General features: G+C 56.9%; 20 protein-coding genes. 12 read left to right on the top strand and 8 right to left on the bottom strand.

Going from position 1 to position 20,678, the window contains the following annotated elements:
• Positions 1 to 196 precede the first annotated feature (196 nt).
• The gene (locus EC836_RS04850) at positions 197 to 496 is read right to left on the bottom strand and encodes a hypothetical protein (protein WP_123330603.1); all 300 of its coding nucleotides are present in this window, start codon (positions 494 to 496) and stop codon (positions 197 to 199) included.
• Positions 497 to 815: 319 nt separating this feature from the next.
• Between EC836_RS04850 and EC836_RS24570 the strand changes: the two genes are divergently transcribed.
• The 6 genes from EC836_RS24570 (at position 816) to EC836_RS04825 (ending at position 7,009) form a co-directional block, all read left to right on the top strand.
• Entirely contained in the window at positions 816 to 1,136 is a 321-nt protein-coding gene (locus EC836_RS24570) for a hypothetical protein (RefSeq protein ID WP_148050354.1), read from the top strand.
• A gap of 114 nt (positions 1,137 to 1,250) precedes the next feature.
• Positions 1,251 to 1,763 carry an RNA polymerase sigma factor gene (locus tag EC836_RS04845; RefSeq protein ID WP_123330601.1) on the top strand — a complete coding sequence of 171 codons (513 nt, stop codon included), beginning with the start codon at positions 1,251 to 1,253 and terminating at the stop codon, positions 1,761 to 1,763.
• Entirely contained in the window at positions 1,753 to 2,742 is a 990-nt protein-coding gene (locus EC836_RS04840) for a FecR family protein (protein ID WP_123330599.1), read from the top strand. Before EC836_RS04845 ends, EC836_RS04840 begins: the two co-directional genes overlap by 11 nt.
• A gap of 160 nt (positions 2,743 to 2,902) precedes the next feature.
• Entirely contained in the window at positions 2,903 to 5,332 is a 2,430-nt protein-coding gene (locus EC836_RS04835; protein WP_123330597.1) for a TonB-dependent siderophore receptor, read from the top strand.
• Between the two features lie 5 nt (positions 5,333 to 5,337).
• Positions 5,338 to 6,579, top strand: a complete 1,242-nt coding sequence (locus EC836_RS04830) for an MFS transporter (RefSeq protein ID WP_123330595.1) — start codon at positions 5,338 to 5,340, stop codon at positions 6,577 to 6,579.
• Positions 6,572 to 7,009 carry a hypothetical protein gene (locus EC836_RS04825; protein ID WP_123330593.1) on the top strand — a complete coding sequence of 146 codons (438 nt, stop codon included), beginning with the start codon at positions 6,572 to 6,574 and terminating at the stop codon, positions 7,007 to 7,009. The genes EC836_RS04830 and EC836_RS04825 overlap by 8 nt, the downstream gene beginning before the upstream one ends.
• Positions 7,010 to 7,166: 157 nt before the next feature.
• Here the strand turns inward: EC836_RS04825 and EC836_RS04820 are convergent, their stop codons facing one another.
• On the bottom strand, positions 7,167 to 7,742 hold the full coding sequence (locus EC836_RS04820; RefSeq protein ID WP_123330794.1) for a transcriptional regulator: 576 nt from the start codon (positions 7,740 to 7,742) through the stop codon (positions 7,167 to 7,169).
• Positions 7,743 to 7,971: 229 nt separating this feature from the next.
• Here EC836_RS04820 and EC836_RS04815 point away from each other — a divergent pair, with 229 nt between their 5' ends.
• From EC836_RS04815 to EC836_RS04800, 4 genes are all read left to right on the top strand, one after another.
• Positions 7,972 to 8,934: an ornithine cyclodeaminase family protein gene (locus EC836_RS04815; RefSeq protein ID WP_123330591.1), complete on the top strand. Its 963-nt coding sequence runs from the start codon at positions 7,972 to 7,974 to the stop codon at positions 8,932 to 8,934.
• Between the two features lies 1 nt (position 8,935).
• The gene (locus tag EC836_RS04810; RefSeq protein WP_123330589.1) at positions 8,936 to 10,069 is read left to right on the top strand and encodes an aminotransferase; all 1,134 of its coding nucleotides are present in this window, start codon (positions 8,936 to 8,938) and stop codon (positions 10,067 to 10,069) included.
• A 95-nt stretch (positions 10,070 to 10,164) separates the two neighbouring features.
• Positions 10,165 to 11,352, top strand: a complete 1,188-nt coding sequence (locus EC836_RS04805) for a PLP-dependent aminotransferase family protein (protein ID WP_123330587.1) — start codon at positions 10,165 to 10,167, stop codon at positions 11,350 to 11,352.
• Between the two features lie 325 nt (positions 11,353 to 11,677).
• Positions 11,678 to 12,778: a pyruvate dehydrogenase (lipoamide) gene (locus EC836_RS04800; protein WP_123330585.1), complete on the top strand. Its 1,101-nt coding sequence runs from the start codon at positions 11,678 to 11,680 to the stop codon at positions 12,776 to 12,778.
• A gap of 25 nt (positions 12,779 to 12,803) precedes the next feature.
• Here EC836_RS04800 and EC836_RS04795 read toward each other — a convergent pair whose 3' ends face one another.
• Complete coding sequence (locus tag EC836_RS04795) at positions 12,804 to 13,247, bottom strand: MarR family winged helix-turn-helix transcriptional regulator (RefSeq protein WP_123330583.1); 444 nt, start codon at positions 13,245 to 13,247, stop codon at positions 12,804 to 12,806.
• A 158-nt stretch (positions 13,248 to 13,405) separates the two neighbouring features.
• Here EC836_RS04795 and aceE point away from each other — a divergent pair, with 158 nt between their 5' ends.
• Positions 13,406 to 16,078 (top strand): pyruvate dehydrogenase (acetyl-transferring), homodimeric type, encoded by a 2,673-nt coding sequence (gene aceE, locus EC836_RS04790; protein WP_123330581.1) that lies wholly within the window; start codon positions 13,406 to 13,408, stop codon positions 16,076 to 16,078.
• A gap of 90 nt (positions 16,079 to 16,168) precedes the next feature.
• On the opposite strand, the gene EC836_RS04785 is transcribed toward aceE, so the two are convergent.
• Positions 16,169 to 16,570 (bottom strand): helix-turn-helix domain-containing protein, encoded by a 402-nt coding sequence (locus EC836_RS04785; protein ID WP_123330579.1) that lies wholly within the window; start codon positions 16,568 to 16,570, stop codon positions 16,169 to 16,171.
• A gap of 80 nt (positions 16,571 to 16,650) precedes the next feature.
• Between EC836_RS04785 and EC836_RS04780 the strand changes: the two genes are divergently transcribed.
• Positions 16,651 to 17,148, top strand: coding sequence for a DUF2938 domain-containing protein (locus EC836_RS04780; RefSeq protein ID WP_123330577.1), 498 nt, complete (start codon positions 16,651 to 16,653; stop codon positions 17,146 to 17,148).
• A 128-nt stretch (positions 17,149 to 17,276) separates the two neighbouring features.
• On the opposite strand, the gene EC836_RS04775 is transcribed toward EC836_RS04780, so the two are convergent.
• The 4 genes from EC836_RS04775 to EC836_RS04760 form a co-directional block, all read right to left on the bottom strand.
• On the bottom strand, positions 17,277 to 18,284 hold the full coding sequence (locus EC836_RS04775) for an alpha/beta hydrolase (RefSeq protein WP_123330575.1): 1,008 nt from the start codon (positions 18,282 to 18,284) through the stop codon (positions 17,277 to 17,279).
• Positions 18,285 to 18,398: 114 nt separating this feature from the next.
• The gene (locus EC836_RS04770; RefSeq protein WP_123330573.1) at positions 18,399 to 18,875 is read right to left on the bottom strand and encodes a DUF1348 family protein; all 477 of its coding nucleotides are present in this window, start codon (positions 18,873 to 18,875) and stop codon (positions 18,399 to 18,401) included.
• A gap of 619 nt (positions 18,876 to 19,494) precedes the next feature.
• Positions 19,495 to 20,076, bottom strand: coding sequence for a TetR/AcrR family transcriptional regulator (locus EC836_RS04765; RefSeq protein ID WP_123330571.1), 582 nt, complete (start codon positions 20,074 to 20,076; stop codon positions 19,495 to 19,497).
• A 201-nt stretch (positions 20,077 to 20,277) separates the two neighbouring features.
• The gene (locus EC836_RS04760; protein WP_123330569.1) at positions 20,278 to 20,676 is read right to left on the bottom strand and encodes a VOC family protein; all 399 of its coding nucleotides are present in this window, start codon (positions 20,674 to 20,676) and stop codon (positions 20,278 to 20,280) included.
• Positions 20,677 to 20,678 lie beyond the last annotated feature (2 nt).

Raw genomic sequence — 20,678 nt, 5'->3', positions numbered from 1 at the left:
GATAAATACCAGGAAAAATGTGGCATAAAACAAGGGCAGGAACTGGAACAGCCGCTTTATCGATAAATTTATTTTTAGTCAGGTTTATTTTTGGCGACCGAAGGGTACAGAGTGGTCGATCGATTGCCTGTGTCGCGACCGTTCGGATACGGTCCCGGAAAATCAAACCGGGACCGTAAGGTTGCAGGATGCTGAATTAAATCATCGAGCACAGATAAGCGTTGCCCTGGAAATAGCTGCCGTCCGCTTTTTTCGCATGCGGGTGATAGCCAATCGCCGCGCCTTTATGCTGGGCCGCGCATTTCACATCGCCTTCGTGCTGTAGCGTTGCAGGTACCTTCCCGAACAGCGTAGCATCGTTCCATAGCTTTGCCTTTCCTGAAGCCTGAAGCTGCGGCGACGTGGCAGACGGTTTTTCGCTCGGACTAAGTGAAATACAGCCGGTGGTGAACAGAGGAATAACGGTCAGTAAAATTGCTGCTGTAATTTTTGCCATAATGAGTATCCTGGAATTTAAAGAGTGGGATTATATAATTCTTTTATTTTTAATCATAAATAACGTTAACAATAAAAACTACGCGTTAACGGCATAACACTCAGAATAGCCGAGGTGTGTTATTTTTTAGCCGAATCGATCTGGGCGAAGTGGCAGAAATCTACACCCTGTCATATAAAAACACAACGGAGTTTCAGCGACGAAGATCTAAGTTTTACGATTAATTTTTAATTGGATAGATTGGTGTTTTTTTGAGTTTTTAATATTTAAAAGGACTATTTTTCTGTTGGGAGTTAATAACCATTAACAAACGTTGAGTATGGTGTTTAGATTAAATTATTTCAGTGCCGATGATTATCAGAGTGAAATTGTTTTGACTAAAACCGGAAACGTTACGGTCGGGATTGTCACGCCGTGGACGCAGGCGAAGAAGCAGTTTTCACTGGTCGTAGCAGCTGAGGATTTTAATCATCATTGCCTGCGTATAGCGCGAAATATTCCACAAGCCCTCTGCATGAGTCGATGTCGTGCGGGCAGCGCCTCACCCCGTCTTTCTACGGCATTGTTTATTGCAGATTCGTTTTTAGCGGGTGATTTAGCAATAATCAAGGCGGGAAATCCTAGCCAAAAAACACACTAGAATTCTCCTAACGCCTGCGCAATAATCCCCGACCAACTGACCAGCAGCGAAGACTGATGGCACAGGATCTGTGTGTATTTCGCTATTTTTCTTTACCTTCCGGGACTCGATCTTATGGCCGATAAAGGCAAGGATCTCGCAGCACTGTATCTTTCCGAACGAAAACGCCTTGAGCGCCAGATTGGCCGCAAAGTGGGCTGCCGCAGTACGGCCAGCGATCTGGTGCAGGATATTTTTCTGCGGCTGTGGGAAAAGGCCGTCGAGTGGAAGGGCGATTCCGCCGCCTATCTGAGCCGCTGCGCGCGCAACGCCGCCATCGATCATCTGCGCGCCGAGAAAACCCGCGAAGCGTATTTGCAGGGCGAACTGCCGGAGCCGTTTTCCGAGCCGCCGCTGTCGCCGCACGAGATCCTGGCTGCCGAGCAGAGTATTCGCCAGATCGACGAGGTGCTGGCCTCGCTGCCGGATAAAACACGTCATATCTTTCTGCTGAACCGGGTACACGGCCGCAGTTTTTCTGAGATCGCCGGGGTGATGGGAATATCATCGCGCGCGGTGGCAAAGCATATGGCACGCGCGGTTGCCGCCTTAGATCTATCCGCGACGGGAGTGAACAATGTCGATTAAACCTGAGTCAAACGATGCCGCAATGCGCGCCGAGGCGCGACGCTGGTTTCTGGCGATGCAAAACGGCCCGTCGCGCCGCCAGCTGGCCGCCTGTGATAAGTGGCGTAATGCACATCCAGCACACGAAGAGGCCTGGCGGGCAATTGAATCCGTCTGGCAGGATACCGCCGCACCGAGCCAGCAGCTGGCGGAAAAAGAGGCCGACGTGCTGTCCGGCTATCTGGCGGCGATGGATAAAAATCGTGCGCGAAAGGCGACGCGTCGCCGCGCGGGTTCTGCCGCTGCGTTGTGCGTCACGCTGATGATGCTGGCCGGTCTGTGGCTGCAAAATCCGTCGTGGATGCAGAATTTGTCCGCCGACCAGGTGGCGGCAAAAGGCGAGCGGCGTGAGGTGCTGCTGGCCGACGGCTCAACCGTGCTGCTGGATGCCGACAGCGCGTTCAGCATCGACCTCACTGCGGACGTGCGCCGCGTTCAGCTGCTGCGCGGCGGGGCGTATTTCGATGTGGTTCCCTCAAAAACACCGTTTGTTGTTGAAACCCCTGCGGGAAGCGTTCGCGTTCTGGGTACGCAGTTTGACGTGCGCCTGCAGGAGAGCGGCGGTGTGGTGACTCTGGCGCGCGGCAGCGTGGCGGTTAGCAGCGAAGGCCAGCCGCAGCCCACGGTGATCAAACCCGGCCAGCAGGTGGCGTTCAGTTCCCAGAGAGTGGCGACTCCCACCAGCGTTAACGTTCAGGATGCAATGGCGTGGCACGGCGGCCGCTATATTTTCTACCGTGCGCGGCTGGGCGATGTGATGCGGGAAGTGGAACGCTATCGACCGGGCCGGGTGCTGATCCCGTCCTCGGCGCTGGCGGATCAGCGGGTCACCGGCAGCTTCTCCCTTGCCGATACCGATAAAGCGCTGGATTCGCTGCAGGCCAGCGTCGGCTTCCGCCTGCGCAAAGTCACCGACTATCTGGTGATTGTTACTCAGTAAAAATGTCTGTTTTACAGTCGGTTATGTTTTTTTTATAAAAAATTTTCTTTTTCAGGTTCAGTGGTGCGTCATCTGATGCGTGATCGTAGTGATAGTGAAAATGATAATTACTCTTATTTTCGTTTAATTGCGATCGTCTTATCAGATATGGGGCACCTTAATGAACAACAAGAAAGTTCGTCGCGCAGGCTATGCATTAGCCTCGGCACTGCTGGCAGGCGCAGGCGCAACGGGTATGGCGGTGGCCGCCGTACAGCAACCTCAGGTAGAGCAGTTCAGTTTTAACCTGCCGGCTAAACCGGTTACTCAGGCCGTCAATGAGATTGGCCGGATTGCCGGTCTGTCCGTGGTGTTCCGCGAAGACCAGGCGATTGAGATAACCGGCAGGCCGGTGCAGGGGCGGATGAGCGTTGAGCAGGCGCTGACCACCCTGCTGAACGGTACAGGACTGGGCTACCGTTTCAGCAACGACAGCACCGTACAGATTTACCGGCTGCCGCCGGACCAGGCCGCCCGCACCGGCACCATGGTGGTCAGAGCCTTGGATAACGGCAGGCTCGGGCCGGTGAACGGCTATGTCGCCAGCAACAGCACCGCCGGGACCAAAACCAATACCCCGCTGATGAAAAACCCGCAGTCGGTCAGCGTGATCACCCGCGATCAGGTCGATGTGCAGGGCGCACAAAGCCTGACCCAGGCGCTGCGCTACTCGGCCGGTGTATCGGCAGAGGTGCGCGGTTCGGCATCGCGTTACGATCTGCCCTATATCCGGGGCTTTGGATCGCCGACCGACGGCAACCAGTATCTGGACGGCCTGCGCCTGCTGCGCGGCGGCGGCTATGTGATCCCGCAGATTGAAACCTTCGGCATTGAGCGCATCGAGTTCCTCAAGGGGCCTTCATCGACGCTGTACGGCGGGGTGAATCCCGGCGGGCTGATTAATGCGGTGTCGAAAGCGCCGTCCAGCGAAGCGCAGAACTCCGTGGAGATGCTGTACGGCAGCCACAAACGCATGCAGCTGGGGCTGGATTCCACCGGGCCGCTGGCCGACGATAATTCCCTGCTGTACCGGGTGATTGCCCTTGGCCGTAAATCGAATACCCAGGTGGTGAACACCAAAGAAGAACGGCTGTTCGTGGCACCGTCGCTGACCTGGATCCCCGATGCCGATACCTCTTTCACCCTCAATATGAGCTATCAGCGCGATCCGGAAGGCGGCTACTACGGCGTACTGCCGACGGTGGGCAGCCTGTGGTCCAGTCCGGCCGGGCAGATCGCACGTAATTTTAACGACGGCGACCCGGAATACGACGAATTCAGCCGTACGCAAACGGCGGTGGGCTGGCAGTTTGAGCACCGTTTTAACGATACCTGGACGGTGCGCCATAACCTGCGTTACCTCGATCTTACCACCGTGACCAAAAGCGTCGGTACCGCCGCGCTGGCCGCCGACGGGCACACCATTTCCCGCTATGCGCTGGGCACCGATGAATCCCTGCGCGGGATAACGTCCGATCTGCAGCTGCAGGCGGAGTTTGATACCGGGCGTTTCTCCCACACGACGGTGGCGGGGTTCGACTATCAGGAATCGTCATGGCGGCAGATCCGCGACTACGGCGCGGCACCTTCAATCGACTATCTCAACCCGGTTTACGGCGTGGCGACCAACCTGGCGCTGGCGCGGATCACCAACCAGAAACAGCACATCACCCAGGCCGGGTATTATCTGCAGGATCAGATCGATCTGGATAACTGGACGCTGGTGGCGGGTGGGCGCTACGACACCGCGCGCACCCGCACCGATAACTATCTGAACGCCTCGCACAGCGTGCAGGATGACGAAGCGTTCAGCGGTAAGGTCGGCCTGATTTACAACTTTGATAACGGCATTGCGCCGTATGCCAGCTATTCCACCTCGTTCCTGCCGGTGACCGGCACCGGCAGCAACGGTAATGCCTTTAAACCCAATACCGCGCAGCAGCGTGAGGTCGGCGTGAAGTACCAGCCGACCGGACTGGATGCGTTGTTTACCCTGGCCTGGTTCGATATTACCCAGAAAAATGTGGTGACCTACGCCAACGCGCTCACCTCCTATCAGACCGGGGAACAGCGTTCGCGCGGGGTGGAATTTGAAACCAAAATGGCGATCACCGACAGCATTAACCTGACCGGCGCCTTCACCTATACCAAAGCCGAAGTCACCAAAAGTCTGGCGGTGGATGCCGGCCAGCGGCCGATCGGTATCCCGGATTACACCGCTTCGCTGTGGGCCGATTACACCTTCCGCAGCGGCCTGATGCAGGGCCTGACCGTCGGCGGCGGCGGGCGCTACGTGGGGGAAACGGTAGGAGGCTATTCACCGAACGTCTATACCGCTAACGCGGTTCGTCTGGATGCGCCGGGCTACACGGTGTTTGATTCGGCCATCGGCTACGACTTTGGCAAGCGGTTTGGCAACCTCGATGGCTTAAGCACTCGGGTGAGCGTCAACAACCTGTTCGATAAAAGCTATGTGACATGCCTGTCCAACAACTTCTGTAACTACGGTAACGAACGCGTGGTGAACCTGTCCGTGAACTATCGCTGGTGAAGCCGATGACCGTAATGCAACAACATACGCCTCGGGCACACACCGGTAATGGGCAGCTGGCGGTGCTGCTGGCCATCAGCGCGCTGTATATCGGTTTCGGCATGACCATGGGGCTGATCCAGGGCGGATTCCCGGCCATTATGCGGGCGCAGGGGATGAGTCTGGGGGCGGTGGGCTGGCTGTATGCGCTGTACCTGCCGCTGGGCGTGGCGTTTCTGTGGTCGCCGCTGGTTGACCGCTGGCGGCCACCGTTTCTGGCGGTGGAGCTGGCGTGGATTGTGCCGATGCAGCTGGCCTCCGCGCTGGTGGTGGCCGCAGTGGCGCTGATGCCGGGGGCCGATCTGCGCCTGCTGTTTGCGATGGGGCTGTTCGTCGCCTTCGCGATGGCGACGATGGATATTGCGCTGGACGCGCTGGCGGTGGAGCGCATTGATCCGGCCTGGCGACCGCGTGCGGCGGCCTGCAAGCTGGCTGCGCTTTCCATCGGGGCGATGATCGGCGGCGGGGCGTTTGTGGCCTTGTTCCAGCGCTTCGGCTGGGAAACTATCTTCCTGATCTATGCCGCCAGCCTGCTGCTGCTGATTGTGCCGATGCTGCTGGTCAGCAGAGCAAAGTCACCGGTGGCTCCGCCGCCCGTCGCACCGCAGCAGAAAGCCAGCTTCCGCCGACTGCTGCGCAATTCGCTGCAGCGCAGGCGGCTGGTACTGCTGACGCTGACCTGCTGCGTGATCTTCCCGCTTTCCGCGCTGAACCGCCTGATGCTGATCGATATGCAGGTACCGATGGAGACGATCGGTGGCGTTGTCGGTACGCTGGGGCCGGTCACCATGCTGATCACCGCCGGGATCGCCGCACCGATGATGCACCGTTTCGGTTTGTCGCGGGCGATCGGGCTGTTTACCGCGCTGGGCATTGCGGCGCTGGCGGCAATGGCGGCGGGCTATCTGCTGACGCTGCCGTGGCTGGCGATAGCCGGTGCGGTCACCATGGGCGCGGCGGTCAGCGGAATTTATGTTGTGCTCAGCGCCCGCATCCTCGGCTGGTCGCACGGGGAACAACCCGCGACCGACTACGCCACGTTTTACGGCGTCGGGCGCTTTGTCAGTACGCTGGCCACCATCGCTTTTGCGCAGATGGTGGCGCTGATTAGCTGGCCGCTGTTTTACCTGTGCGGCGCGCTGGTGTTGCTGACCGTAGTGGCATTACTGCGCCGTTCCGTAGAAGAAAAGGAAACAGAATATGAGTGACAAAAGCGTTTACACCGGCGCGCAGCCGGATGCAGAAATTTTTGATATCAGCCACTGGCCGATCGTGTTTATCCGCTTCCCGCAGCTCGGCATGCCGGACCGCACCAACCGCCTGCTGAACGGCCTGACCGACTTTCTGCTACAGCAGCAGCGGGTGGTGTTTGTCTGGATACCCGCGCGGCACGGACACGAGCGCGAGCCGCACGAAGAAGAGAAGCAGTCCACCCGCTGGATGAAACAGTATAAAACCGAGCTGCGCGACTGGTGTGCGGGCTACGTTTATCTGACCAGCGACGAGGAAGTGCGCGCCAGCCTCAGCGTGCTGTTCCCGAAACTGAAGAAGATTATGCCGTTCCCGAAAACGCTGGCAGATGACCCGGAAGATGCCTGTAAGAAGGCGCGCGAGTTTCTGGCTTTGCCTGTGGAATAAGGTCCGCCGGGCCTGAAACAGGCGACGGCTCATGGAGCAGGCAGTCCGGCGGCAGTCATTGCCGCCGGACTGGCGCGTGGAGCGAGTATTTATCCTCAGGGACTTGCGGGCGATTTTGCCAGGTCATTGCTCCGTCACCCACTTAGCCCTTCAACCTTCAGCCTTTCAGTTCGCGCAGATATTTATAAACGGTGGTGCGCCCCAGCGACAGCACGCTGGCGATGTAATCCGCCGAGTTTTTTGCCCGGAACGCCCCTTCCTTATGGAGATCCATCACCAGATCCTTTTTCTGCGTGCGGGTGAGCGCGCTCAGCGAGGTGTTTTCCCGCCGTATCCAGTCGTGCAGGAAGGTGTTGATTTTCTCCTGCCAGTCGTCGCGGAACAGCGCTTCCGGCTGCGGCTGCAGGCGGGTGACGGACAAAAACAGCTCCAGCGCGTTGCGCGCTTCTTCAAAGGGTGCGGTGCTGAAGTTAATACACAGCAGATAGCCGGGATCGGCGTTATTACCCGTGGCAATGGTCACCGAACGCATCTTTTTGCCGTCCCAGTTCAGCTTCTCGTAAGGCCCGGTTACCGCGGCCAGCGTCTGGCCTTCAAACTCATCCAACCCGGCATCATCACCTATACTGCGCTGCGACAGGTTATTGGCGATATACGCCACTTTGCCGGCGGCGACGTCGTGGATAACCACCTCAACGCTGGGAAAGAACAGCGCAGCGATGCCGTCCGCCATCGATTTTAGCAGCGGGAAGGGCGGTTTATCGCTGAGCGTTACGTTTGCCACTGTGTTGTCCTCTTAGTTCTGCGGGCGCCAATCATAGCCGATTTATGCCGCGCGCTGTTCGCTTCTGCCGGCCTGTTTTACGCAATCAGATTTTCATTGTAAACAAAAAGTGCATGATGTACTTTTTAGTTCGCATTAATTCTCGATTATCGAGCCGAGTGGATAAAAAGGAAGCAAAATGACACCGACGGCGATTCCGATTGTGACAGCCGAACAGACGGCTGCGCTGCTGAAAAAAATTGATGTGATGGCGGCCCTGCGCCGGGTGTTCACCCACCTTGCGCGCGGTGAAGCGGTGCAGCCCGCGCAGAAAGTGGTGCTGCTGCCCGATCGCAAAGGGGATTTTATTAATTATTTCGGCGTGGATATGCCGCAGCAGCGGCTTGGGGTGAAGATCTCCCCGTATCTGGTGACGCCGGATAAACCGCTGATTACCGCCTGGACGCTGCTGATGTCGACGGAAACCGGCATGCCGCTGCTGCTGTGCGATGCCTCGCTGCTGACGGTGGAGCGCACGGCGGCCACCACCGCGCTGGCGGTGGATCTGCTGGCCCCGGCCGAGGCGCGGACCCTGACGCTGATCGGCAGTGGTGCGGTGGGGCGTGCCCATCTGCGCCACGTGCTGGCGTTGCGCGACTGGCAGGAAATTCGCGTTTTCAGCAGGAATTCTGCACCGAGCGCGGAGGAGCTCAACCGGGAGCTGGGGATGGCGGATGGGCGGCTGAAAATCTTCACCCGTGTGGAAGATGCGCTGGAGAATACCGATGTGCTGATGCTTTGTACCTCTTCCGCCACGCCGGTGGTCGATACGGCGATGCTGACGGGGCCGTGTCTGATTACTTCCATCAGCACCAACGCGCCGGGCGCGCACGAGATCCCGCCGGTGGCGCTGAATGCGATGGACGTGTATTGCGATTATCGCCAGACCACGCCGGGCTCGGCCGGTGAAATGGTTATCGCGGAGGAGGAGCACGGCTGGAACAGTGCGGATATTCGCGGCGACCTGCCGGAACTGGTAACCCAGGCCGCTGCTAAACCCGATTACTCACGGCACGTTTACTTCCGCTCCCTCGGGCTGGGGCTGGAAGATATCGTTATCGCCGATGCGATGCTGACTTATCTTAACCAACAGGATAAATAACATGAAAATCAGACCTTTTGGCGTTGAACAGTGGATGAACGAGTGGGAAAACCACTGCGAGTACAACCTGGCGGAAACCTGTGTGGAGTCCCTGACCATGCGGCAGCTGCTGGCGATGTCGGGCGATACCCCTGCGGTGCTGGATGAGATGCTGAACATCAAAATGACCTACGGCGCTATCACCGGCTCCGAGCGGCTGCGCCGGGTGATTTCGATGCAATACCAGACGCAGTCGGCTGACAATATCCTGATTGCCCACGGCGCTATCGGTGCCAACGCGCTGATTTATCAGGCGCTGGTGGAGCCGGGCGATACGGTGATTTCCGTGCTGCCGACCTACCAGCAGCACTATTCGATCCCCGCCAGCCTCGGCGCGGAAGTAAAGATCCTGCCGCTGCGCGAGGAGAACGGTTTTCTGCCGGATGTCATCGAACTGAAGTCGCTGATGGATGATAAAACCCGGCTGATCGCCATCAATAACCCGAATAACCCCACCGGCGCGCTGATGGATGATGCGCTGCTGAAGGATATCGTGGCGGTAGCGCGGGAGGCCGGAGCCTGGCTGCTGTGCGATGAAGTGTATCGCGGCACCAATCAGGTTGGCGATGGCTACGGCGCGGCGGTGGCCGATTTGTACGAGAAGGGCATCAGCACCGCCAGCATGTCAAAAACTTACTCGCTGGCGGGGCTGCGCCTCGGCTGGATGGCTGGCCCGGAATCGCTGCTGAAGGCGGTAGAGATCCACCGCGATTACAACACTGTCAGCGTCGGCGTGCTGGATGACTACTTCGCCACCATCGCGCTGGAAAATCGCGATAAAATCCTCAGCCGTAACCAGACGATGCTGCGCGACAATTTGCAACTGCTGGATGAGTGGGTGAGCCGCGAACCGCTGATCGACTATATCAAGCCGCAGGCCGGTACCACGGCGCTGCTGAAATACCATCTGCCGATCGGCTCGCGCCAGTTTTGTATTGGTTTACTCGAGCGCTACGGGGTGATGTTTACCCCCGGCGAGGCGATGGATATGGAGGGCTATGTGCGTATCGGCTTTGCCAATAACGGCGAGGTGATGAAAAAAGGCCTGGCCCGGGTCAGCCAGTATCTGCGCGAACTGCAGGACGAACTAAAATAATTTGCGGCAGGTGGGGGCGAGAGGCGCTTACCTGCTATTTTCTTTGGCGACTTATGGTATAAATTCAACACTAAAATAAAGAAAAGGTAAGTGTTATGTCGTCGCAGAAGTTGGCCAACAGAGTTAAAGACCTTCAGTCATCGGCAATCCGTGAGCTGTTAAAACACAGCAAGATGGAAGGTGTGATCTCGTTGGGCGGAGGAATACCGAATCCGGATCTGTTCGATACGGAAGGCCTGAGAATCGCTATGGACCGCGTGCTGACTGAAGACGGTCACAATGCGTTTCAGTACGGTCTGAGCGAGGGTGACCCGAAATTACGTGAAGCGATCTGCCAGATTTCGGCGGAGCGCGGCATTCAGTGCACGCCGGACGATGTGGTTGTCACCTCCGGCTCACAGCAGTCGCTGGATATTGTGGCGCGGGCAATCATCAATCCCGGTGATGTGATTGTGGTTGAGCGACCAACCTACCTGGCGGCGCTCCAGGTGTTCCAGCTGGCAGAAGCCGAGCTGAAATCGGTGGGCACCGACGGCGAGGGGATGATTGTTGACGAGCTGGAAGAGCTGGTTAAACAGACCCCGATTAAAGCCGTGTACATCGTGCCGACCTTCGGCAACCCGGGCGGCGTGACGCTGACCGATGCCCGTCGTCAGCAGCTGGTGGCGCTGGCCGCTCGCTATGACTTCCTGATTTTCGAAGATGACCCGTACAGCGAAATCAACTTCTCCGGCGAAACCTTCCGCACGCTGAAATCCCACGCGCAGGCCATCGGCGTTGGCGAGCAGGTGATCTATACCTCAACGTTTTCCAAGATCCTGGCTCCCGGCGCACGCGTGGGCTGGATCACCCTGCCATCGTGGTTAAAACAGCAGGCGGTGATCCTCAAGCAGGCTACCGATCTGCACACCAGCTCGCTGTCGCAGGCGCTGACCCGCCACTACCTGGAAAGCGGCCGTCTGCGTCCGCAGATTGCGTTAATCAGCAAGGCCTATCAGCAGAAATGTGATGCGCTGGTGTCGGCGCTGCAAAACGAGCTGGGCGATCGCATTCGCTTCCACCGTCCGCAGGGCGGGATGTTCTTGTGGGCCACCTTTACCGAGGCGTTTAATACCACCGAGTGGCTGAAAACCACGCTGAATAACGGCGTAGTCTACGTTCCCGGTGAGTTCTTCTACTGCGACCGCCCGGATACCTCAACGCTGCGCCTGTCCTATTCGACGGTGTCTGAAGCTAACCTGGCCGAAGCGGCAAGACGGTTGAAGGCTTCGCTGCCGCAGTAACCGTCCTGTATGCTGATGGCCCTTTTATGAAGGGCCATTTTTTTGTGCCTTACTTCACCACGTTATAAATCACCCGCTGTGAGCGGCTCCAGCTATTACCAATAGCGATATTGGGTTTACTGTTCGCCTGACTCGCGCAGTATTTCTGCACTCTCTGACGCACCTCCTGCACGGACGGTGCACTGGCCAACTTCTCATTCTACTTTCGTCGCCCATTCATTTTTCCCAGGCATCCACTGGAAGGGAGATTGACGGCTTATATTGTTGCAATTACAATCATTGCATTTGCAATTGAGTGCTTCAGCGACAATACAGGAATGAATGCATGAATAATGCCGTGCCGCTTTACCCCGGCTTTAGCGAACACTCCAGGCAGGCTGCCCTGGCGTGTCTGACCTTTATCGAACAGCGTGCCCGGGCGCAGGACACACCCAGGCGCTTTATTAACTGGCTGATGCAGCAGATGGTCGATAAAGACGGAATGTCGGGTTGTGCCTGGCTGATTAGAGGCGATCTCGCCGCGATGCCCGATAAAAGCCGTGGCGCACTCCAGACCGCCTGGCCACTGTGGTTTAGCCACGGCCAGGAACATTATGAAAAGCCCGTTTTTTACTGCATCAATACCGAGCGGCCGGAAGCATTGAGGACGCTGCTGACTGAAGTTAACCGGCGGGCTATCTTTCTTAACCTCGCGGATGATGGCGACAGCTTTTTACCGAAAGGCGTGTTGCCCTGGTTCCCAATCGGCGTGACGGCAATGCAGGACTGTCTGCCTTACGATCCGGCCAATGCGCAGGAAACCCGCGCGATTGTCAGCCACGCCCTGCGCTCGCTGTATCTGGCCGATCGGCATAAAATAGCCTATATCGCCACGCATGGTGAGCGGGTCGTTTTACCCGATTTAACGGCGTGCGATGGCGAGATGGCATGGAAGGGGATGTATCGTGTTCGCCGTGATAATCCCTCCAATGACCTGCACGTTCGCCTGTGCGGCGCGGGAAAATCGCTGTCGCGCGTGCTCAAGGCCGCGGCGATTCTGGAGCAGCACTGGGGCGTCAGTTCAGATGTCTGGAGCTGTCCCAGCTATACCCGGCTGGCGCGGGAGGCAGAAGCGGCACAGTTGACCTCGCTGGCTGACGATGCTGATGAATTATCCCTTTCGCATCTGCACCGCTGCATGGCGGGAGAGGACTCCCCGGTGATAGCCGTTACCGATTATCACCATCTGATCGCCGCGCAGCTGAAGCCGTTTATTCGCGGGCGGTTTATCGCCGTTGGTTCGGATTCCCTGCGCCGCGACGGGGCGAACGCTCCCCGCGCCGAATGGATTACCCTGTGTGCGCTGAAGCTGCTTGCCGACGACGGCAGAATAGCGGCCGCGCAGTTAGAAAGCGCAATGAAGCAGTTACGCCTGATGTCTGACTAAATTAAGCGCGCCGTTTCGGGGGCAATCATTCAGCCGCCCGGACGGAATGCGCAGCGGCATCCAGTGCAGAAGAGAACTGAGCAACCTGCTCTTCACTGAACTGGTTTAGAAAGTGCTGTTTAATCACCGCCTGATAAACCGCCCACATTTCTTTTCGCAGCGCCTTGCCCTGCGCGGTAATAGTGGCAAACGCCGCGCGGCCATCATCTGCCGAACGGTGGCGCTCCACCAGATTTTCTTTCTCCAGCCGGTCAATCAAACGGGTGAGGTTATAGCGCTCGATCACCAGTACGTCGGCCAGTTCATGCATCCGGCGGGTGCCGTTCTCGCCGCTTTCCAGCCCCCAGAGCACATCATACCAGGCATAAACCGGCAGCCCGGCCGCGCTCAGACGCGCCTCAACCAGCCTGATTATAGTGCGGTGGGAGCGCACAAATGAAAACCATAAATCCGGTGTGTTACCTGCCATTGACGATCCTCTTAGTCTGACTGTGAGTTGCAAATGCAATTATAAGCGGATAGAGTTGCTTTTGCTATTGTTGCAATTGCAATGATTGCGGTTGCAATTAACTGGTGGGTGAGACTCGCTGTCGCGCAGATTTCACCGCTACTATTCTCGGAGAAGATATGAATCAACACGCAGTAGAAGCAGACCTGGACCCGCAGGAAACGGCCGAATGGCTTCAGGCTTTTGACAGTGTCGTCGATGCGGACGGGCGGGCGCGGGCGCATTTTCTGATCGATAAAATGGCGGAAGCGGATAACCGGCGGCACGGCGATTTTTACAGCCTGGTCACCACGCCCTACGTCAACTCGATTCCTGCCGATAAGCAGCCGGTGTACCCCGGTAATTTAGCCACCGAATCGAAGCTGAATGCGCTGGTGCGCTGGAACGCGATGGCCATCGTGCTGCGGGCGGGTAAGCACTCTAACGTCGGCGGACATATTGCCACTTACCAGTCTGCGGCGGTGCTTTACGATGTGGGATTCAATCATTTCTTCCGTGGCCGAACGGAAAGCTTTGCCGGGGATATGGTCTATTTTCAGGGGCATTCGGCGCCGGGGATTTACGGCCGCGCATGGCTGGAAGGGCGGCTGGATAACGAGTTGATGGATAACTTCCGCCGTGAATCAAACCGGCGCGGGCTCTCTTCTTATCCCCATCCGCGCCTGATGCCGGACTTCTGGCAGTATCCTACCGTGTCGATGGGGCTGGGGCCGCTCACCGCGGCTTATCAGGCGCGCTATATGCGCTACCTTGAATACCGCGATCTCAAACCGCATCAGGGGCGAAAAGTCTGGGCATTTCTCGGCGACGGCGAAATGGATCAGCCGGAATCGCTGGCGGCTATCTCCCTCGGCGGCCGAGAGAAACTGGATAACCTGATTTTCGTCGTTAACTGTAATTTGCAGCGGCTGGATGGCCCGGTGCGCGGTAACAGTAAAATTGTTCAGGAGCTGGAAGGGGCATTTAAAGCCGCTGGCTGGAACGTAATAAAAGTCATCTGGGGCAGCGGCTGGGATGCGCTGCTGGCTAAAGACACCAGCGGCCTGCTGGCACAGCGCATGATGGAGTGCGTGGACGGTGATTATCAGACCTTTAAGTCGCAAAGCGGGGCCTACGTTCGCGAGCACTTCTTCGGTAAGTATCCGGAACTACTGGCGCTGGTAGCCGATATGAGCGATGACGATATCTGGCAGCTGAACCGCGGCGGCCACGATCCTGAGAAGGTCTATGCCGCCTACCATCAGGCGGTGAATACGCGCGGTATGCCGTCGGTGATCCTCGCCAAAACGGTCAAGGGCTTTGGCATGGGGGAGGCGGGAGAAGGGCAGAACATTAATCATCAGCTGAAAAAAATGAGTCAGGATGCGGTCAGGGCGTTCCGCGATCGCTTTCAGCTCCCGGTGCCAGATGCCCAGCTGGAAGAAATCCCGTTCCTGAAAGCCGAGCCGGGCAGCGAGGAGGCTCGCTACCTGCAGGCTACGCGCGAACGGCTGGGTGGGGTTATTCCGGCGCGGTTTAACCAGTCGACGGCCCTGCCCGTGCCGTCGCTCAGTCAGTTTGCCAGCCTGCTGAAGGGCAGCGGCGAACGTAATCAGTCAACGACGATGGCCTTTGTCACGATCCTGAATGCGCTGCTGAAGGATAAGGCGCTGGGCAAGCTGATTGTCCCCATCGTGCCGGACGAGTCGCGAACTTTTGGCATGGAAGGACTGTTCCGCCAGATTGGTATTCACTCGTATCTCGGGCAGCTTTACACCCCACAGGATGCCGGACAGCTGAGCTATTACAAAGAGGCGAAGGACGGGCAGATCCTGCAGGAGGGGATAAATGAATCCGGGGCGATTTCGAGCTGGATCGCTGCCGGGACCGCCTACAGCAACCACGATGTTCCGACGATCCCGTTCTATATATTCTACTCGATGTTTGGTCTGCAGCGGGTGGGCGATCTCGCCTGGGCGGCGGCCGATGCGCGAACCAAAGGCTTTTTGCTGGGCGCGACGGCGGGCAGAACCACGCTGATGGGGGAAGGGCTACAGCATGATGACGGCCACAGCCACGTTTTATCCTCGGTGATCCCCAGCTGCATTTCTTACGATCCTGCTTTTTCCTTCGAGCTGGCGGTTATCGTTCGCGACGGGATGCGCAGGATGTACGCCGATTTTGAGGATATTTATTACTACATCACGCTGCTGAACGAGGGCTATCCGCAGCCCGCGATGCCGGAAGGGGTCGAGGACGGCATCGTGAAGGGCGCCTATCTGTTCAGGGCGCATGAGGACGCCAGCGGTTCGCGCCCCTGCGTTCAGCTAATGGGTAGCGGTGCAATCCTGCGCGAGGTAATGGCCGCGTCTGAACTGCTGCTCAGCGATTTCGGTGTGGTGAGCGATATCTGGAGCGCAACCAGCCTGACGGAACTGCGCCGCGAAGGGATGGCCGCCGAGCGCTGGAATCTGCTGCACCCGGACGACGCGCCGAAGGTGCCTTACGTCCAGCGGATGTTCGAGGGCCACAGCGGGCCGGTTGTGGTGGCGACGGACTATATGAAAATCGTCGGCGATCAGATTAAGCCGTTCCTGGTCGGCAGACGTTTTATGTCGCTCGGCACCGACGGCTTTGGTCGTTCGGATACCCGTGAAGCGCTGCGCGAGTTCTTTGAGGTCAACCGGCACTATATCGTTGTCGCCTCGCTGAAGCTGCTGGCCGACGAAGGTGCCGTGCCGAGGGAGACGGTGGGGCGGGCGATAGCGCTGTATGGTCTTCGCGGTGACAAGCCCGATCCGGCGGCGGTGTAGCGGTATTCACCCCCTGGGATGACGGTTTTTATTAGCAGGGAAGCGTCGGCTTCCCTGCTGTTTGTCGGGGGGGTGGCGCGGAAAAGACGCTCAGCGCTTTTGCTTTATTTTTTCCGCGGTGGCGGCCTTGAGCCATCGCTGAAAGGTTGGGCACTCAGCATGGCTCGGGGCAGGGCATTCCGCCACATGGCGCAGCCCCTGGCTCATGGCCCGCAGGCGGCGGATGGTGGCATCAATCTCATCGGCCCGGCTCAGCAACACTGCCCGCTCAACCTGCGGTTCGCCACCAGGAGACAGCATGCTGCGGATCTCATCCAGCGAAAGCCCACCGGCCTGGCCCAGAGCAATCAGCGCCAGCTGGTCCAGCACGTCTGCGGCAAAGTGACGCCGTTCCCCCTCGGGGCTGATCGCGCGGATCAGGCCCATTTTCTGATAGTAACGCAGCGTGGAGGCGGGTACGCCCGAACGCCGGGCAGCCTCGGAGATATCCATCGTGAGCCTCTTGACTTAAAGTTGACTTTAACTTCTATCATGCCTGCAACCGTTAAAATGAGAAAGAGGAACAGGCTGATATGGGCGTATTCGACGAGGTGGTAAAAATTGTTCTGGTGGGGGCAGGTGCAACGCTGGTGATGGATCTGTGGTCTGGAATCCTGAAACGGTTGGGAGTTTCCACGCTGGATTACGCCCTGGTCGGCCGCTGGGTCGGCCACATGTTGCACGGAAGGTTTGCGCACGAGGCCATCGGCCGGGCATCACCAGTAATGGGAGAGCGCGGGCTGGGCTGGACGATTCACTATGCTACCGGCGTGCTGTTTGCATCGTTGCTGGTGGCGTTTGCGGGCAGCGGATGGCTGGAGGATCCGACCCTGCTGCCTGCCGTATCCGTTGGTCTGGCAACCGTCGCGTTTCCGCTGTTTATTATGCAGCCTGCGATGGGCGCCGGGTTTGCCGCGTCACGCACGCCCACTCCGATGAAAAACCGGCTGCGCAGTCTGGCCACACACGGGGTTTTCGGCTGTGGGATGTACCTGGCGGCGGTGTGTTTGTTGGGGGGGTGGGGCGGGTGAAGTATGGAGAATTCTTTCGAGCATTATTGATGTACTAATAAAAACCCTCGTGCTTTTGAGTATGGAAACAGGAAGAGAGCCAGGAGTGGCGGTGACCAGCCGGTTAAAACCGGCCGGCCATACGGCAGTTACTTCAGGTGTTCTTTAAGGCCATATGCAGCCTGGCCGAGGGCGGCGCGTACGGCTGGAACGTCGCTCAACGCGTTCAGCAGACCATAATCATGGATCAGGCCGTTGTAGCGGGTAACCGTGACGTCAACGCCGGCGGCATCAAGCTTACGACCATAAGCTTCACCTTCGTCGCGCAGCACATCCAGTTCGGCAGTCTGGATCAGGGTCGGCGGCAGACCCTTCAGCTGCTCAGGGGTTGCGCGCAGCGGCGATGCCAGAATGTTATTGCGATCGCTTTCTTTCGTGGTGTAGGCATCCCAGAACCACTTCATCATGTTCCGCGACAGGAAATAGCCGTTCTCAAACTGGTCATAAGAACCGGTGTTGAAATGCGCGTCAGTCACCGGCCACAGCATCACCTCGTAGCGGATTGCCGGCGCTTTATGCTGTTTAGCCTGAAGCGCTACGGCTGCAACCATGTTTCCGCCGACGCTGTTACCGACCAGCGCCAGGCGCTTGCCGTCAACGCCGATTTCACTTCCGTGCTCGGCAACCCAGCGGGTTGCTGCATATGCCTGATTAATGGCAACCGGGAAATGTGCCTCCGGCGATGGCGTGTAGTTGACAAAGACGGCCGCCGCACCGGACTCCGTGACAAGGTCCCGTACCAGACGTTCGTGCGTTGCAAAATCGCCCAGAATCCAGCCACCGCCGTGGAAGAACATAAACACGGGCAACGTTCCCTGCGCGTTATGAGGTTTCACGATGTTGAGTCTCAGCGTGCCGCCATCAATGTTGATGGTTTTTTCAGTGACGTCAGCGGCGGGCAGCTTCGCGCCTTTCTGAGCGTTTATCAGGACCTGGCGTGCGTCATCCGGTGACAGCTGCTCAATGGGTTTGCCGCCGCCACCGTTCAGCGCTTTAAGGAATTCCTGCACGTGGCGGTCTGGCTGAGGCGCATCGGCAAAGCTGCTGGCAGAAACGGCTGCCATTGCGGCAGTCAGTAAAGCTGATTTAATATTCATCATATGACCCTGTTAATATTGTGCGAAACTGCATGGCGCGCTACTAAACTGGCTGATTAAAGCCCCCCTGCCAGGACAGGAAATACGGGGCCTCACGCGGGATAGCTGTGTGACTTACAGACCCAGGTCGGACAGGCTCGGATGATCGTCCGGGCGACGTCCCAGCGGCCAGAAATATTTGCGTTCGCTTTCTTTGATGGGCATATCGTTAATACAGGCGAAACGACGCTCCATCAGTCCATCAGCGCCAAACTCCCAGTTTTCGTTGCCGTAAGAGCGGAACCAGTTGCCGGAATCATCATGCCATTCGTAAGCGTAACGGACCGCGATGCGGTTGCCGCCAAACGCCCACAGCTCTTTAATCAGGCGATACTCGTGCTCTTTTTTCCACTTACGATCAAGGAATCCCTGTGCTTCTTCGCGGTTGTTGGCGAACTCAGCGCGGTTACGCCATTTGGTATCCAGTGAGTAAGCCAGCGCGACTTTTGCAGCATCGCGGGTGTTCCAGCCGTCTTCGGCCAGTCGGACTTTCTCGATTGCCGTTTCCAGAGTGAAAGGAGGCAGCGGCGGACGTACTTGTGAATCAGTCATGGTAAAACTCCTGTAAATTTTGGTTTAGGTTGAAAATCGTTCAGAAATTTCAGGGATATCGACACGGTATCACCGGGCCCCTTGTCTGTGGCTTAAAGGTAGAATGATCGTTCTACCTCGTCAACGGTTTTTTATAATAATAATTCTGGTGAAGGTGGTTATTTGGTGCGGGTTGTGTTTAATTTATTGTTTTTAATGAATTAAATATTATTTTAATTCGTTGCGCTTCAGGCGTGAATGGGGAGTAACTAATGCACAAAATGGGGAGGAGGCACGATAAAGCGAGACGATAGCGCGTTATCAAATGAGTTTTCTGCCGCTCATGGCATCAGAATGAGTAAAAGAGGAAGTCACTGGCGAACGCAGGAATATGAATGTTCCGCAGACCATACATACTGATGGCGGGGCCTTTTAAGGGGCCTGCTGATTTGGGGATAATCCGAATTAAACATTTAAGGGATAGAGAAAAGGGGAACATGACGATATATCCCCCCTTTAACAGCAGGTGAACCTGCCTCGGAGAAACCAATCCCGGCATACACGAAGGGTTTTTACTATCAACGGGCAACCTGCCGGTAAAATTTCAGTGGATCGTCGTTCAGGTCAAAAACCGGTCACGCTAGTTAGCTCCCGAAGGTGGAGTCTTCTCCAGCATGAGTTTGGCGATTTCTCGTGCGTTGTCGGCCGCACTCCAGTCGCCCATCACGTAGGACATTGTGATAGCGCCTTCCAAAAGGATCAGCAGCTGTTTGGCCAGAGCCTCCGGGTTTTCGACGTTCAGCTGTCTGGAAAGCTCAAGGGTGTAATCCAGTAACTTCTGCTTGTGCATCTTCGCTATCTGACGCACAGGATCTTCAGGGTCGCCAACTTCCCCGGCAGTATTGATAAACGCGCAGCCCCGGAAGCCGTCGGACTCAAACCAGCTCTTCAGAACGGTGAACATGTTCAGAACGCGTTCCTGAGGCGTCGCACCTTTGTCAGACTCTGTCCTGAACCATTGCATCCATCGTTCGTCGCGCTCGGTCAACGCGGCCGACGCCACGTCTTCTTTATTCGCGAAATGGCGATAAATACTCTTTCTTGCGACACCAGAGGTCTTGACCAGCAGATCCATCCCCATGGCATGTATCCCGTTCTGGTAGATAAGCTGCTCGGCGGTTTTCAGGATTTTATCCCGAGTATCAGTTGTTTTCATGTTCATGCACCAAATGTAGAATTATCGTTCTACTCAGTCAACGATTTTTAAAAATGAGCCTTCATCATTCCCCTGAATATGTGCAACCTGAAATTTTAAAAGAGAAGATATAAAAAATTGATGGTAGCGAACGCCTAAGCGATTCCCATAACGATGGGATGCCGCATCAGATGACTAACATGTCCTGATGAAAATGGCAGAAAGCAACTACGCAGCATAATAGAATTCGACCCTGATGCCGCTTGGTTCATAACACATCATGTGCATTGACGGACCTTCGCCTCTGAGGGTTGGCTCAAACTCGATCTCAATCTGGTTTTCTTTCAACACAGCAAGGAGATGATACATAGATTCCTGACTGTTAACCCGCAAAGCTAAGTGATGGAGCCCGATGTTCGTTTTGCGATCGAATTTAGCCGGCTCTTCTGTTTGCGTTTTCCAGAGCGTAATCATCAGTGAGTCATCTTTCACGAAGATCGCAGGATAATCCTCACGCCGTTTAACTTCCTCCCAGCCCAATAATTTAGTGAAGAATTCAGCACTTTCTTCAAGCTTGCTGACGGCTAAGCCAATATGATGCACACCATTGGTAACTGACATTTTCATCG

It is taken from the genome of Erwinia sp. JUb26 (genome assembly GCF_003751505.1).
GTDB lineage: Bacteria > Pseudomonadota > Gammaproteobacteria > Enterobacterales > Enterobacteriaceae > Erwinia.
The sequence above is the reverse complement of the archived record's forward strand: the minus strand, read 5'-3'. Positions and strand labels throughout refer to the sequence as shown.